This window comes from Microbispora sp. H10670, from assembly GCF_014161385.1.
In the GTDB taxonomy this organism is placed as follows: Bacteria; Actinomycetota; Actinomycetes; order Streptosporangiales; family Streptosporangiaceae; genus Microbispora; species Microbispora triticiradicis.
This window is the reverse complement of the sequence record NZ_JABBWW010000008.1, coordinates 1-14195: the sequence shown is the minus strand read 5'-3', so window position 1 is coordinate 14195 and position 14195 is coordinate 1. Positions and strand designations below refer to the sequence as shown.

Sequence of the window (14195 nt, the reverse complement as noted above, 5' to 3'; positions counted from 1 at the left end):
AGCGCCTTAAAGCGGGATCATTCCTTCCCAGCGGGTGTGGGAAGGGTAGCCGGAACGCGGGTACGGCGCCCGCCGCGGATGCGGTTCCGGGGTCAACCCTTGATCTGCCCGATCCCCCCATAACGAGGACGATTCGCTAGGGTGCGGGATGTGGGTGCCACACGCCAGGCGGAGAAGGGCGCACGGCCGGCGCGGCGCAGGCTGAGCGTCGACAGGCGGCGGGAAGAGCTCATCGCCGCCGCGCTGGAGCTGTTCAGCAGGCATGACGCCGAGGACGTCTCGATCGACGACGTGGCGGTCACCGCGGGCGCCTCCCGGGCGCTCGTCTACCACTACTTCGGGGGCAAGCAGGAGCTCTACGTGGCCGCCCTGCGCAGCGCCGCCGCCGAGTTACAGGCGCGGTTGCAGCCGCAGAGCGAAGGCGGGCCCCTGGAGCGGCTCGCGCTGGGCCTGACGCGCTACTTCGACTTCGTGGAGGAACGCGCGGCCGGGTTCGCCGCGCTGCTCAGGGGTGGCCCGGCCAACCGCGCGGGTGAGATCGGCGAGATCGTGGACGGCGTGCGGCAGCGCATGCTCCGCATGATCACCTATGAGCTGGGCGTCGAGACGCCCGGCCCGGCGCTGCGCGTCACGCTGAGGTCGTGGATCGCGTCGGTGGAGACGGCCGGGCTCGACTGGCTGGAGCACCGCGACATGGCGCGGGGCGATCTGGAGCGGCTGCTGGTGGGCCAGGTGGTCGCGCTCCTGGAGGTGGCCGGTGGGCACGACCCCGGAGTCGGGACGCTGCTGGGCTCTCCGGTGCTCGTTCCGGGCGGCGAGCCGGTCCCCTGAACCGGATCAGGTCAATCGCCGAACGGGCCGGTCTGATCGCCGAACGGTCGGGTGTGCTCCCCATGCGGGAGCGGCGAGGGCGCCTGCTCCGGGCGTTCCGGTAAGGATCGGATCGCCGTGGAGGCAGGGAAGAAAGACGCACGGGACAGCGTGTGCGCGGGGAGGCGCCGGGCGGGCGGCGCCGGCCCCAGATCCCTCCCGTGACCGGTGATCGGTCACGGGAGCATGGTGGGCGCGCTCACATCCCCGACGCGAGCGCGCCGTCGTTCCCCCGTGACGCGGCGGCCACGTCCTACTCGGACCGCTGCTGCGGAATCCCCGCGAGCAGTGCGCGGACCTCGGTCTCCCGGTACCGCCGGTGACCGCCGAGGGTGCGGATCGACGTCAACTTGCCCGCCTTCGCCCACCGCGTGACGGTCTTCGGGTCGACGCGGAACATCGTGGCGACCTCCGCCGGGGTGAGCAGTGGCTCGGCCTCGGGTGTACGAGCTGACATTTGTGCGGCCTCTCCTCCGTGTGGACCGTCGGCAGCGATCCTCCGACTTGTCTGACGCTCGTGCCGCTCCGTACAGCACAATGCTGTCGGCGCGGCACTGTCACGGATGTCCGTCAATGATCCAAAAACGTGCGGTTTCTAGGATCATTTACGGCATCACCCGATGTGACCATACAGCCACGTAGCGCGATTGGCGAGCCCTCCGGGCACAACGTCTCGACCACGGGTTGATGTCACGCTGGGTGATTCTAGCGACACGTTTCGTGGTATCGCAGTGAAAACGGCAAACTACTCAGTTCGTAGATGTGTGATCGACTATCCCATGACCAGAATCTGCAGGTCGGGGCGTGTTGATGACCCTCAGTTTGCCGATTCGAGGGCGCGGATCGACCTCCAGCGGACAATCACCCGCTGGTACATCGCGAAGGCAAGTTCTTCCTGACCCGTATCCAGGCCCGCCAGGGCCGCGGCGACCTCCGCGACGGACTGGTCGCCCTGGAGCGTCCGGTCGTCCATCAGGTGGACGAGGCCGCCGTAGTCGAGCTCGACGAGCGAGTGGGGATGGAACTCCTCCAGCCAGCGGCCGATGTCCTCCACCTCGGTCAGCGCGGCGACCTGCCCGACATGGCGGCGGATCACCACCAGGGCCCGGGCCACCCGGCGGCGGGCCTGCGCCATCGAGGTGACGTACAGCATGTTCCTGGGCGGCGCGGCGGTGGTCTGCGAGACGGGCTCGGCCGGCTGCTCCGAGCCCAGCACGAGCCAGCGCTCGGCCGAGTCGAACGGCACGAACCACGCGGTCGGGACATGCCAGGTGCTCGTACGGATGTAGGTGCGCAGGGACTCCTCCCCGCGTTTGAACCGGTCGAAGTCGTCGGCGGTCTGCTCGGCGATGGCCTGGGGGACGAACCGGGAGGCCAGCCTGACCGGCGTGCTGCCGCGGAAGGAGGCGAACGCCAGCCACGACCGGAGCCTGCTCTGCCAGGGGCAGACGTAAAGCGTCTCCTCCACCCGCCGCAGGTAGGCGTTGGGGCTCTCGCGCTCGGGCGCGGGCAGGGGCGGGACGCTCAGCAGGCGGCGGACCGCCTCGCCGTGCTCGACCTCGAGCGCGCCGGCCCGGCGCGGCCGGTCGCGCGACCCGGCGTACCGGGCCCACCGCGCCCGATCCTGAGGGGTGAAAGCGGTCAGCGGCTCGTACACACGGAGATAGGCGGCGTAGGGGAGCACACCAGAATCGTGCCATGTCGGGGGAGGAACGCGCAGCACTGTCCCGGTTTTTCATGATCGTTTCATGGCCGGGTCGGCTAAGCTGGAGGCGAATCGCCGCGACGAGGCGGCGTACACGATCAGGAGTCACTACCGTGACCGACGTTTTCGGGCTGTCCCACAAGGAATCCGGCTCGGGTGACGGCGTCAACCCCGTTCAGCCGATACGGCACGAGCAGGTCGTCTTCTGCACCGACGAGCGCAGCGGCCTCTACGCGATCATCGCGATCTACAGCACCGCCCTCGGACCGGGGCTCGGCGGCACCCGGTTCTATCCCTACGAGAGCGAGCAGGCCGCCCTCGCCGACGTCCTCAACCTCTCCCGGGCCATGGCGTACAAGAACGCGCTGGCCGGGCTCGACCACGGCGGCGGCAAGGCCGTGATCATCGGCGATCCCTCGGCCGACAAGAGCGAGGCGCTCCTTCGCGCGTACGGCAGGTTCGTCCAGTCGCTGGGCGGTCGCTACTACACCGCCTGTGACGTGGGCACCTACAGCGAGGACATGGACGTCGTGGCGCGGGAGTGCTCCTACGTCACCGGCCGGACCCCGGCGCACGGCGGCGCCGGAGACTCCTCCATCCTCACCGCCTTCGGGGTCTTCCAGGGCATGCGGGCCGCCGCCGACCACATGTACGGCACCTCGTCCCTGAGGGGCCGGCGGGTCGGGGTCGAGGGGGTCGGCAAGGTCGGCCGCCGGCTCGTCGACCACCTGATCGAGGACGACGCCGAGGTCGTCGTCTGCGACGTCGACGAGCGGGCCGTCGAGTGGGTGCGGCAGCGCCATCCGGCCGTCGAGGTCGTGCCCGACGCCGCCACGCTGGCGGCGTCCGACATCGACGTGTACGCCCCCTGCGCGCTCGGCGGGGCGCTGGACGACGAGACCGTCCCCCGGCTCAAGGCGAAGATCGTCTGTGGCGGGGCGAACAACCAGCTCGCCCATCCGGGCGTCGAGAAGCAGCTCGCCGAACGGGGCATCCTGTACGCCCCCGACTACGTCGTCAACTCGGGCGGGGTCATCCAGGTGGCCGATGAAATCGAGGGATTCGACATGGAACGCGCCCGCGCGCGGGCCGCGATGATCTTCGACACCACCCGCAGGATCTTCCGGTCGGCCGAGGAGGAAGGGGTTCCTCCCGCGGTCGCCGCGGATAGGCTGGCGGAGCGCAGAATGTCGGAAATGGGTCGGCTTAGGGGGATTTGGCTCCGGCGCTGACCGCCGCCGCTCTTACGACGTACCGAGCGGCGCACAAACCAGGTACGGTAATAGGCGAACGAGAGACTGACGCCTGAAGTCAGGTGGCGTCGGTGCGCGGTGCGTTAGTGACGAGGGGTCGGGCACGACCCCGCATGAGGGGGTCGAGCCAATGGGGCGCGGCCGAGCCAAGGCCAAGCAGGTCAAGGTCGCCCGTCAGCTGAAGTACAACAGCGGCGGGACGGATCTTGAGCGCCTGCGCGCGGAGCTCGGAGTCGTGGACGCCGACGATTCCGGCCACAGTGACGAGCATGACCCTTACGACGAGTTGGCTGATCGCTACAGCGATTACGCGGCCGTCGACGACGATGACGGCGACGACGGCAGCCCCGGGCGGCGCTGAGCCGTTACCGATCGCCAGTTGAGTGACCCGGCGGGGACCGTTCCCCCGCCGGGTTGCTGACTCATATGCGGTGATCAGCGTGTCCGCGACCTGCGACGCGCCTTCACGCGAGGTGGTACGCCCGGTTGTGTGCGTGCCCGCCTCGCGCACTCGCCACGTCGGCCTGTTCGGGAGCCTGTCAGGGGAGTGCCCGAGGATGCCCGCGTTCTTCCGCTGACGGGCGCCCTGCGACGGGAGTCCGTGCGACAGGAGCCGAGGCGAGCCCTCGCCGCCGGTCGGGGTGAACGGCGGACACGCGGTGAGACGTGTCACACACCGGCCGCCGGACGACGCGGGCTCACCGACGGAAACGCGCCCGCCCCTCTCCGGCGACGATCTCGCCCAGCACCCAGGCGGGCAGGCCGCGGCCGGTCAGCAGCGCCAGCGCCCTGTCGACCTCCGCCGCCGGGACGATCGCGCACATGCCCACGCCGAGGTTGAACGTCCTGTCCATCTCCTCCTGGGGCACGCCGCCGTGACCGGCCAGCACCTCGAAGATCGCGGGAGGCGTCCAGGAGCTCCGGTCGAGCACGGCGTCGGCCGTCGCGGGCAGGGACCTGGCCAGGTTCGCCGCGAGCCCGCCGCCGGTGATGTGGGCGAGCGCGTGCACCTCGGTCTCCCGGATGAGCGCCAGGCAGTCGAGCGAGTAGACGCGGGTCGGCGTGAGCAGTTCCTCGCCGAGCGTGCGGCCCAGCTCGGGCAAATCCCGCTCCAGGTCCAGCCCGGCCTTCGCGATCACATGCCGGACCAGCGAGTAGCCGTTGGAGTGGACGCCGCTGGAGGCCAGCCCGAGCACCACGTCCCCCGGCACCACCCGGTCGGGCCCGAGCATCTCGTCGGCCTCGACGACCCCGGTGCCGGCGCCCGCGAGGTCGTACTCGTCGGGGCCCATCGCGCCGGGATGCTCGGCGGTCTCGCCGCCGACCAGCGCGCAGCCCGCGAGGCGGCAGCCCTCGGCGACGCCGCCCACGATGTCGGCGATGCGCTCCGGCACCACCTTCCCGCAGGCGATGTAGTCGGTCATGAACAGCGGCTCGGCCCCGCACACGACGAGGTCGTCCACCACCATGCCGACGAGGTCGATGCCGATCGTGTCGTGCTTGCCGAGCCGCTGCGCCAGCATGACCTTGGTGCCCACGCCGTCGGTGGACGTGGCGAGCAGCGGCCGGCGGTAACGCAGGAAGGCCGAGGCGTCGAAGAGCCCGGCGAAGCCGCTGGCGTCGTCGACGACCTCGGGCCGCCGGGACCGCGCCACCCGCGACTTCATCAACTCGACCGCGCGGTCGCCCGCCTCGATGTCGACGCCGGCGTCGGCGTAGCTGGTCATCGCTGGGCCTCCAGCACGAACTTGCCCACCCGGTCGTCCTCGATCGGGATGGGGTACTCACCGGTGAAGCAGGCGCGGCAGAGCCGGTCGGCGGGCAGCGTCGTCGCCCGGGTCAGCCCGTCGAGCGAGATGTAGCCGAGGGAGTCGGCGCCGAGCGAGGAGCGGATCTCCTCCACCGACAGCGACCCGGCGATCAGCTCCGCCCGGGTGGCGAAGTCGATGCCGTAGAAACAGGGCCAGGCGACCGGGGGCGAGGAGATTCGGACGTGCACCTCGGTGGCGCCCGCCTCGCGCAGCATCTTCACGATCGCCCGCTGGGTGTTGCCGCGGACGATCGAGTCGTCCACGACCACCAGGCGCTTGCCCTCGATGACCTCGCGCAGCGGGTTGAGCTTGAGCCGGATGCCGAGCTGGCGGATGGTCTGCGACGGCTGGATGAAGGTGCGGCCGACGTAGGAGTTCTTCACCAGGCCCTGGCCGTAAGGGATGCCGCTCTGCTCGGCGTAGCCGATGGCGGCCGGGGTGCCGGACTCGGGCGTCGGGATGACGAGGTCGGCGTCCACCGGGTGCTCGCGGGCGAGCACGCGCCCGACCTCGACCCGGGTGGACTGCACGCCGCGCCCGGCGATCGTGGTGTCGGGCCGGGCGAGGTAGACGTACTCGAACAGGCAGCCCTTCGGCTCGGCCACCGCGAAGCGGCGCGAGCGCACGCCGCGCTCGTCGATCGTCAGCAGCTCGCCGGGCTCGATCTCCCGGATGAACGACGCGCCGACGATGTCGAGCGCCGCGGTCTCGGAGGCGACCACCCAGCCGCGCTCCAGCCTGCCCAGCACGAGCGGCCGGATGCCCTGCGGGTCGCGGGCGGCGAACAGCGTGGTCTCGTTCATCCAGACGAGCGAGTAGGCGCCCTTGACCTCCGGCAGCAGTTCGGCCGCGACGTCGTCCACGGGGCGCGAGGCGTCCTGCGCGAGCAGCGCGGTGAGCACCTCGGTGTCGGTGGTGGCCCGCATCGCACCGGACGTGAGCCGTTCGGCGAGCTGCGCGGTGTTGATCAGATTGCCGTTGTGGGCGAGCGCCAGCCCGCCGCCGTCGGTGGAGTTCAGTGTCGGCTGCGCGTTCTCCCAGACGCTCGATCCCGTCGTGGAGTAACGGCAGTGCCCGATGGACAGGTGCCCGCGCAGGGTGCCGAGGATCGACTCGTCGAAGACCTGGGCCACCAGGCCCATGTCCTTGTAGACGAGGATTCGGCTGCCCTCGCTGACCGCGATGCCCGCGGACTCCTGTCCACGGTGCTGCAGCGCGTAGAGGCCGTAGTAGGTGAGTTTGGAGACGTCCTCCCCAGGCGCCCATACGCCGAAGACGCCACAGGCGTCCTTCGGAGCGCGGTCCTGGGGGTCGAGGTCATGGCCCAGCCGGCCGTCGCCCTTCAACACACAGTCGAGTCTATTCAGGCATTGACGCTGCTCAAACCGGCGCATGCCCTTCGGCCGCCGTAACCCTCAACCGCTCTTTGCCGTGTCGTCCCTGCTCACACGGTGATTCCGGGAGAGCCTGAGGGCCGCGGCAGAGGCCAGAATCACGTACGGGAGGGATCATCGTGGCGAGACCCGGCGACCCCGGGCCCCCGCGCGGGCCGTACGGCGGGCCCCCGTACGGGGGACCTCCGGGCGGGCCTCCTCACGGCGGGCCGCCCTATGGCGAGCCCCCTACCGGTGGGCCTCCGGGCAGGCCACCGTACGGCGGGCCGTTGCCGCCGCCGCCCTGGGGGCCGGACGGTCCCGGCGGGCCCTGGGGACCCGGAGGGCCGGGCGGTGGGCCCAGCGGTGGGCCCGGTGGACCCGGTGGCGGCCTCGGTACGGCGGCGCTGGTGCTCGGGATCTGTTCGCTCGTCCTGCTGCTGTTCTGCGGCGTCGGGACGGTCCTGGCCGTCGTCGGACTGGTCCTCGGCATCGTGGCGATCGCCAGGAACTCCAACAGGCGCAGAGCCACCGCCGGGGTCGTGCTGAACGCGCTGACCCTGGTCCTCGCCCTGATCCTCGGCGTGGTGCTCTACAACTGGTTCCAGAGCAGGCGCCTCGGCGAGTGCTTCGACTCCCGGCTCTATCCCACCCAGGAGGACGCGCGGCGCTGCGTGGACGACAGGCTCGGCCGGCCGCGGTGACCCCGGCGCGCCGGTCACCGCGCGCCTCGGGGTCGCCGCATGACAGGCCGGTGGCGGCGGGGCGTCCTGGCGTAAGGCCATGCCAGGGCGCCGGAGCGCGAGGTCATGCCAGCGGCAGGAGCCAGGACAGGTCGGCTCTGGCGCCGCTGGCCGCGATCTTCCCGGCGTCCGTCGCGTCGGCCCAGGACAGGCGGCCGGTGGCCAGTTCGAGCCAGGTGCGCGGATCGGTCTCGATCACGTTGGGCGGAGTGCCCCGGGTGTGCCGGGGCCCTTCCACGCACTGCACGGCCGCGTACGGCGGGACCCGCACCTCCACCGACCGCCCCGGCGCCCGCGCGGCCAGTTCCTCCAGCAGGTGCCGTACGGCGGCGCGGGCGGCGGTCCTGACCGGCGCCCGCCCGGCCTCGAAGGCGTCCAGCACGGCCCCCACACACGCGCCGGCCGCCCTGGTCGCGGGGCCGTCGTACGGCGGCCGTCCGAGATCGGCGAGCTGGGCGTCGAGCGCCTCTCTGATCTTTTCGGGGTCGAGTCTGCGTGCCGGCACCGGCCCATTGTCCCGGATCCCGGCCCGCGGCCCGGCTCCCCGTCGGGTCGCGTCCGCGCCGCGGTCCGTGCCGCGCGGCTCGCCCTGCCCGGCGCCCGGCCGTCCGGCTGGGGCTATGAACTTCGGGGGACGGTGCGTCGATCCTCCTGGCGGTCCGGGAGCGGGTCCTGACCGAGGATCCGAGTGCCGTTGGCGGCCGAGGCGCGTACCGCGGCGAAGCCCGAGTCGATCATCTCGCGCTCGTAGGAACGCAGCCCCGGGATCGGCGGGCCGCCGCAGGCGAGAGCGGCGGTGAGCCGCGCGGCGTCCTGGAGGGCGAGGTTGGCCCCGGCCCCCGCCGCCGGGCTCATCGCGTGGGCCGCGTCGCCGAGCAGCGTGACGCGGGTGGTGCACCAGGGGTCGACGGGGATGCTGGTGCGCAGCGCCAGCGGGACGATCTCCCGCCAGTCTTCGAGCATCTGCCGGACGCGGGGGTGCCAGCCGTGTGTCATCTCCATGACCAGGGACTTGAGCTGCTGCTGGGTCATGCGGTGGAGATCGGGCGGCAGTTCGTCGATCCGGGCGCTGAACGAGCAGGTGGCGTAATCGCGGGTGCGGGCGACGCCCACCACGCGGTGGCCGGGTCCGGTGACCGCGCTGAACACGTTGTCCAGGTCCTCGGTCAGGCTGCGGGAGGTCTTGCCGTAGAGCTGTGCGAGGCCGGTGCCGACGACGCGGGCGTGCGGCAGGTACTGCCTGCGGACCGTGGAGTTGACGCCGTCGGCGCCCACCAGCACCTCGCCGCCGGCCGTGGTGCCGTCGTCGAAGTACGCGGTCACCCGTTCGGCCTCGTTCCGGAAGGCGGTGAGGCGCCTGCCATAGCTGATCATGTCGTTCACATCCGTCAGCAGGACGTCGCGTAACTCCTGCCGGTCGACCGACAGGTGCCGGCCGCCGAAATCATGCTCTTCCACAACGTGGAGTGCCGTATCGAAACGCACGAACCGGGCCTTGGGCGCGTGAGCGCCGGCCAGGAACGCGGACGCCCGCGCGGGCGCGAGCACCGATGTCAGCGCGTCGATGCCCAGGTCGCCCAGATGCAGACGGTAGCCCTGGCCGCGGACCACGGGCGAGGGATCACGCTCGTAGACGGCCACGTCGATGCCGCGCCCACGCAGTCCGTTGGCCAGGGCCAGGCCGCCCAGGCCGGCTCCGACGACGATCACTCTCATCGCGGCCCACCGCCGAAGCCGGCCGCGCGCTCAGCGGCCCATCGCGACAGCGGCATGGCCGGAGCAAGGCGTTCCATGGCGGAGTCCGCCCCGACGAGCCGCTCCACGAATCGCCTTCCGGCGTTCCCTGTGGCGCCGGAAACCAGATAGGTGCTCATGCGTCCACGATCGCCGCGGCACGGCCGGGCCCGCAGCTCAACGGCCTGTACGTGGCGGCAAATCGCAGGAAACCATGCAATATGGCGAAAACTGGCGTGCTGGACGACATTGACCGCGCTCTCGTGCACGCGCTCCAGATCGACGGCCGGGTGCCCTTCCGCCGGGTCGCCGAGGTCATCGGCACCTCCGAGCACACCATCGGGCGCCGCTACCGCAGGCTGCGCTCTCAGAGACTCCTGCGGGTGGTCGGCATGCTGGACGGCACCCGCTTCGGGCAGGTCTCCTGGGCGGTGCGTCTGGTGTGCACGCCGGACGCCGCCGGGCCGGTGGCCGAGGCGCTGGCCCGGCGCGAGGACACCGTCTGGGTACGGCTGCTGTCCGGCGGCACCGAGATCGCCTGCGGGGTCCAGGCCGGTGAGGAGGGGGACGACCTGCTGTTGAAGAGGCTTCCCAGAACTCCGCGCATCGCCTCGATGTCGGCTCACGCCACGCTGCACATGTTCGCCGGGTGGCGCAGCCGGACGGCCGCGCTCTCCGAGGAGCAGGCCGCCCGCCTGCGCCCGGATCCCCTGGACGACGAGCACGAGATCACCCTGAGCGGCGAGGACCACGCCCTGCTGCGGGTGCTGGCCCAGGACGGCCGGGCCGGCCTCGGTGAACTGGCCGCGGCCGCAGGATGCTCGCAGACCACCGCCCGCCGGCGACTCGAGCAACTGCGCGCCGCCGGGGCCCTGCGTCTCGACGTGGAGATCCCCGCACAGGTGCTCGGCTACCACGCCGAGGCATGGTTGTGGATGAAGGTCGAGCCACGGGCCCTGACCGCCGTCGGCGCGGCCATGGCCGGTCACGCCGAGGCCGACGTGGTGGCGGCCACCACCGGCCCGGCCAACCTCATGGCCGGGGTGACCTGCCGCGACACTCGGGCCCTCTACCGCTACCTGACCGAACGGGTGGCGCCTTTGAGCGGGGTGCTCGAGGTGGAGACCGCTCCGGTGATCCGCACGATCAAGCGGGCCGGCGCCCTACTGCCCGCCATCCCGCTCCCCGGCCTCGCCCTGTCGTCCTGAACCGTCGCCGCCCTGCACCCTGTCGCCCTGCACCGTCAGCCGGCCCGCCGGCCTGCGCGGCGGCAGGACGCGGGCGGTGCCGACGGCGCGGGAGCGCGAGGTGCGGGCGCGACCGGCGCCCGGCCGTCCGGCCGTCCGGAGAGTCAGGCGACGGGCTCGGGCACGGCCGATTCGGCGGGCACGGACGCGGCGGTGCGGGTGCGGCGCAGCGAGTAGAGGCTCACCGGCACGCCGACCAGCACGATCGCCCCCGCGATGAGCAGCGTGAACCGGTACGCCTCCAGGAAGGTGTGCAGCGGAGGGCCGGTGAGCGCGCTCTGCCTGGCGCTCAGGACGGCGCCCAGGATCGTGACCCCGAGCAGGCCGAAGACCTCGCGGGAGACGTTGAGCACACCCGAGGCCACCCCCGCACGGGCGGGGGGCATGGCGTTCAGCACGACGTTCGTCAGCGGGACGAGCAGGCCGCCGCCCAGGCCGTACACGAGGAACCAGGGGAGCAGATCGCCGTAGTGGGAGCCCTCGCCCGCGCTGGACAGCCCGGCGACGGCCACCGCCATCAGGCCGAGACCGGCCGCGACGGTCGGCCCGCTGCCGAAACGCTCGGCGAGCCGGGGCGCGACGGTCGCCGACACCGCCATGAGCAGCGCCATCGGCACGAAGCCCGCACCGGCCTCGATCGGGGAGAACCCGAGCGCGCTCTGCAGATAGATCGCCGTGAAGAAGTAGATGCCGAACACCCCGAACGCCCACAGCCCCATCGCCAGCAGCCCGCCGCTGAAGACCCGCTCCCTGAACAGGGTCAGGTCGATCATCGGCTGTGCCGTACGGGACTCGACCACGAGGAAGGCGACGGCGGCCACCGCGGCGACGGCGAACGCGCCGAGGATCGGGCCGGAGGTCCACCCGCGGGACGCGCCCTCGATCAGCGCGTAGGTGAGGGCGAACAGCGAGACGGCGGAGGTGGCCAGGCCCGGCAGGTCGAGGGAGAGCCGCCCGGTCGCGCCCCGCCCGGAAGCGACCGTGGCCTGCCCGGTGGCGACCTGCTCAGGCGTGACCCGCTCCACCCGGATCGCCCGCGCGCCGATCACGGCCGCCACCACGCCGATCGGCGCGTTGATCAGGAAGATCCAGCCCCAGTGGGCGTTCTCGCTGAGGAAACCACCGGTGAGCGGGCCGATCGCGAGGGCCAGGGCGCCGACGGCGCTCCAGACGCCGACGGCCGTCGCCCGCTCACGCGGGTCGGGGAAGATCCGCGGCAGCAAGGCCAGCGTTGCCGGAGTCACCAGCGCCGCGCCGAGCCCCTGCAGGGCCCGCGCGCCGATCAGCGTCTCCTGGTTCCAGGCCAGGCCCGCCGCCACCGAGGCGAGCGTGAAGACCGTCAAGCCGGTGAAGAAGGCGGCCCGGGGACCGAAGACGTCAGCGAGGCGTCCCCCGGCGAGCAGCAGTCCCGCGAAAACCAGGATGTACGCACTCACGATCCACTCCAGGCCGGAGATCGTGAGCGCGAGGTCGCGCTGGATCGTGGGCAACGCCACGTTGACGACGTTGTTGTCCAAATACGTCATGAATGTCGCAAGCGCCACCGCGACGAGCGCCCACCACCGTCCAGACATGAGTCCTCCTCTTGTACGGAGTACATGTACGGCGTACATGTACAGTGCATAGGAGAACTTGTACGTCGTATAGTTGTCAAGTGCGGAGGTAGCGAGGGAGCGGACCATGGCTGACACGGAGCGGTTGAGCCGCCGGGCGCTGGTGGAGAAGGCCGTCGAGGTGGCCGACTCCGAGAGCCTCGACGCCGTCACGGTGCGGCGGCTGGCCCAGGAGCTGGGCGTCACGCCGATGGCGCTGTACTGGCACGTCAAGAACAAGGACCAGTTGCTCGCCTGCCTCTCCGACCACCTCCTGGCCGAGGTCACGCCCGAGTTCGACCCCGCCGCGCCGTGGAACCTCCGGCTGCGCGCGATGGTCGAGGCGCTGGTGGGCGTGATGCGGCGGCACCGGTTCATGCCGCAGCTGTTCGCGCTGGTCAAGGAGGAGGAGGTGCCCAGCTTCACCCGCGCGACCGAGGCCGCGCTCGACCTGCTGTCGCTGGCGGGTTTCACGCTCTCGGAGGGCTGGGCCGTGTCCCACTACCTCCTGCAGGGCGCGATCGCCCTCGTCGGCGGCGAGCCGGGATGCCCCCGGACGCTCACGGCCGCGCAGGCGGCCGAGTGGCGGCGGCAGAAGCGGCTCGCCCTGGAACGGCTGCCGGCCGACGAGTTCCCCCGCATGGTGGAGTTCGCGAAGCTGATGGAGAACGAGGCCGACGTGGAGGCCTACTACACGTTCGGCCTGGACCTCCTGATGGGCGGCGTCGAGACCATGGCCGCGAGGAAGTCACGGGGCGGTGCGACGGGCGACGCGGCGTCGTAGGCGCTGTGGTCGAAGTTGCACATCCGTGATGTTTCGGACGTCAACCAAAGCACCTTCCGGCACGTGTGATACGCGCGTACAAATGTGATCTTCACGCTCCGCGTGCCGCAGAAAGGGAAGTCCCGTGGCTATCAAGTTGCCGGGCGGTCGGACCATCGGCCTTGTGACGGCTGGTGCTCTGGTGGGGTCGGTTCTGGTTCTGGGTGGGGCGGCGACGGCCTCGTCGGCGAGTGGTGGCGCGTACTACGCGTGTGTGAACAAGTCGACGCGGTACATGCGTCTGGTCGGGGTGACGACCAGGTGTAAGGCGACCGAGTACAAGGTGTCGTGGAACCAGGCGGGTCCGCAGGGGCCGCAGGGTCCGGCGGGGATCGGCGGCACGGGTGCGCAGGGTCCCCAGGGCCCGCGCGGTCTGCAGGGCCCGCGCGGCCTTCAGGGCCCCAAGGGCGATACGGGCGCCCAGGGCCCGAAGGGCGAGACCGGCGCGCAGGGTCCCAAGGGCGACGACGGCAAGCAGGGGCCGCAGGGCGAGCGCGGTCCGGCCGGTCCGCAGGGCCCGAAGGGCGACGACGGCAGGAACGGCGTCACCGGGCCGCAGGGCCCCAAGGGGGACACCGGTCCGAAGGGTGACAAGGGCGACACGGGCGCGCGTGGTCCCGCGGGCCCGGCGGGTCCGGCAGGCCCCGCGGGCCCCGCGGGCGAGGGAGGTTCCGCCACTGTCGTCACCAAGTCCGACTCCCTCTACCTGCCGGCCGCCGGTGGCAGCGACTCCGTCATGTGCCCGAGCGGAACCGTCGCGACGGGAGGCGGCTTCGTCGCCGGTGGCTCGGGCCAGCCCTTCATCACCACCAACGCGCCGTACCTGAACGACGACGGCAAGGCGGTCGGCTGGAAGCTCTACGGCAAGAACGTCAGCGGCACCATCTACGTGCTGTGCCTCAAGAGCTAGTGCCATACGCCTGAAATTCGTCGGCAATATCGTGCGAGGGATTCGAGGATCTCCTCTGCGGTCTTCTTCCATACGAACGGCCGGGGGTTGTCGTTCCACTGGGCGATCCAGTCCCGGATGTCCTTCTCCAGGGA

Annotated in this window: 15 protein-coding genes; 7 read left to right on the top strand and 8 right to left on the bottom strand. The window is 71.4% G+C overall.

Features of this window, described 5'->3' with window-relative positions; translation table 11 throughout:
* Positions 1-150: 150 nt before the first annotated feature.
* On the top strand, positions 151-831 hold the full coding sequence (locus HHX33_RS13745) for a TetR/AcrR family transcriptional regulator (protein ID WP_310741365.1): 681 nt from the start codon (positions 151-153) through the stop codon (positions 829-831).
* A 292-nt stretch (positions 832-1123) separates the two neighbouring features.
* Here the strand turns inward: HHX33_RS13745 and bldC are convergent, their stop codons facing one another.
* Both bldC and HHX33_RS13735 read right to left on the bottom strand, forming a co-directional pair.
* Positions 1124-1327 (bottom strand): developmental transcriptional regulator BldC, encoded by a 204-nt coding sequence (bldC, locus tag HHX33_RS13740; RefSeq protein WP_013133571.1) that lies wholly within the window; start codon positions 1325-1327, stop codon positions 1124-1126.
* 360 nt (positions 1328-1687) lie between these two features.
* Positions 1688-2554 (bottom strand): hypothetical protein, encoded by an 867-nt coding sequence (locus HHX33_RS13735; RefSeq protein ID WP_117410312.1) that lies wholly within the window; start codon positions 2552-2554, stop codon positions 1688-1690.
* 134 nt (positions 2555-2688) lie between these two features.
* Between HHX33_RS13735 and HHX33_RS13730 the strand changes: the two genes are divergently transcribed.
* Positions 2689-3807, top strand: a complete 1119-nt coding sequence (locus HHX33_RS13730; RefSeq protein ID WP_310741364.1) for a Leu/Phe/Val dehydrogenase — start codon at positions 2689-2691, stop codon at positions 3805-3807.
* A 151-nt stretch (positions 3808-3958) separates the two neighbouring features.
* A complete protein-coding gene (locus tag HHX33_RS13725) occupies positions 3959-4189 on the top strand; it encodes a DUF3073 domain-containing protein (RefSeq protein WP_117410310.1) in 231 nt (76 codons plus the stop codon).
* A gap of 337 nt (positions 4190-4526) precedes the next feature.
* Here the strand turns inward: HHX33_RS13725 and purM are convergent, their stop codons facing one another.
* The gene (gene purM, locus HHX33_RS13720; RefSeq protein ID WP_182874931.1) at positions 4527-5555 is read right to left on the bottom strand and encodes a phosphoribosylformylglycinamidine cyclo-ligase; all 1029 of its coding nucleotides are present in this window, start codon (positions 5553-5555) and stop codon (positions 4527-4529) included.
* Positions 5552-6988: an amidophosphoribosyltransferase gene (gene purF / locus HHX33_RS13715; protein ID WP_182874930.1), complete on the bottom strand. Its 1437-nt coding sequence runs from the start codon at positions 6986-6988 to the stop codon at positions 5552-5554. Before purF ends, purM begins: the two co-directional genes overlap by 4 nt.
* A gap of 434 nt (positions 6989-7422) precedes the next feature.
* Between purF and HHX33_RS13710 the strand changes: the two genes are divergently transcribed.
* Positions 7423-7716 (top strand): DUF4190 domain-containing protein, encoded by a 294-nt coding sequence (locus tag HHX33_RS13710; RefSeq protein WP_117410244.1) that lies wholly within the window; start codon positions 7423-7425, stop codon positions 7714-7716.
* Positions 7717-7819: 103 nt separating this feature from the next.
* Here HHX33_RS13710 and HHX33_RS35970 read toward each other — a convergent pair whose 3' ends face one another.
* From HHX33_RS35970 to HHX33_RS13695, 3 genes are all read right to left on the bottom strand, one after another.
* A complete protein-coding gene (locus tag HHX33_RS35970) occupies positions 7820-8260 on the bottom strand; it encodes a sterol carrier family protein (RefSeq protein ID WP_117410245.1) in 441 nt (146 codons plus the stop codon).
* A gap of 113 nt (positions 8261-8373) precedes the next feature.
* A complete protein-coding gene (locus tag HHX33_RS35965; protein ID WP_182874929.1) occupies positions 8374-9471 on the bottom strand; it encodes an FAD-dependent oxidoreductase in 1098 nt (365 codons plus the stop codon).
* Positions 9468-9629, bottom strand: coding sequence for a hypothetical protein (locus tag HHX33_RS13695; protein ID WP_182874928.1), 162 nt, complete (start codon positions 9627-9629; stop codon positions 9468-9470). Before HHX33_RS13695 ends, HHX33_RS35965 begins: the two co-directional genes overlap by 4 nt.
* A 96-nt stretch (positions 9630-9725) precedes the next feature.
* On the opposite strand from HHX33_RS13695, the gene HHX33_RS13690 reads away from it, so the two are divergent.
* Positions 9726-10697 (top strand): Lrp/AsnC family transcriptional regulator, encoded by a 972-nt coding sequence (locus tag HHX33_RS13690; protein WP_220501802.1) that lies wholly within the window; start codon positions 9726-9728, stop codon positions 10695-10697.
* A 143-nt stretch (positions 10698-10840) separates the two neighbouring features.
* Here HHX33_RS13690 and HHX33_RS13685 read toward each other — a convergent pair whose 3' ends face one another.
* Entirely contained in the window at positions 10841-12310 is a 1470-nt protein-coding gene (locus HHX33_RS13685) for an MFS transporter (RefSeq protein WP_182874926.1), read from the bottom strand.
* Between the two features lie 106 nt (positions 12311-12416).
* Here HHX33_RS13685 and HHX33_RS13680 point away from each other — a divergent pair, with 106 nt between their 5' ends.
* Positions 12417-13112 carry a TetR family transcriptional regulator gene (locus HHX33_RS13680; protein ID WP_182874925.1) on the top strand — a complete coding sequence of 232 codons (696 nt, stop codon included), beginning with the start codon at positions 12417-12419 and terminating at the stop codon, positions 13110-13112.
* A 253-nt stretch (positions 13113-13365) separates the two neighbouring features.
* Positions 13366-14061: a collagen-like protein gene (locus HHX33_RS37190; protein WP_182874924.1), complete on the top strand. Its 696-nt coding sequence runs from the start codon at positions 13366-13368 to the stop codon at positions 14059-14061.
* Positions 14062-14195 lie beyond the last annotated feature (134 nt).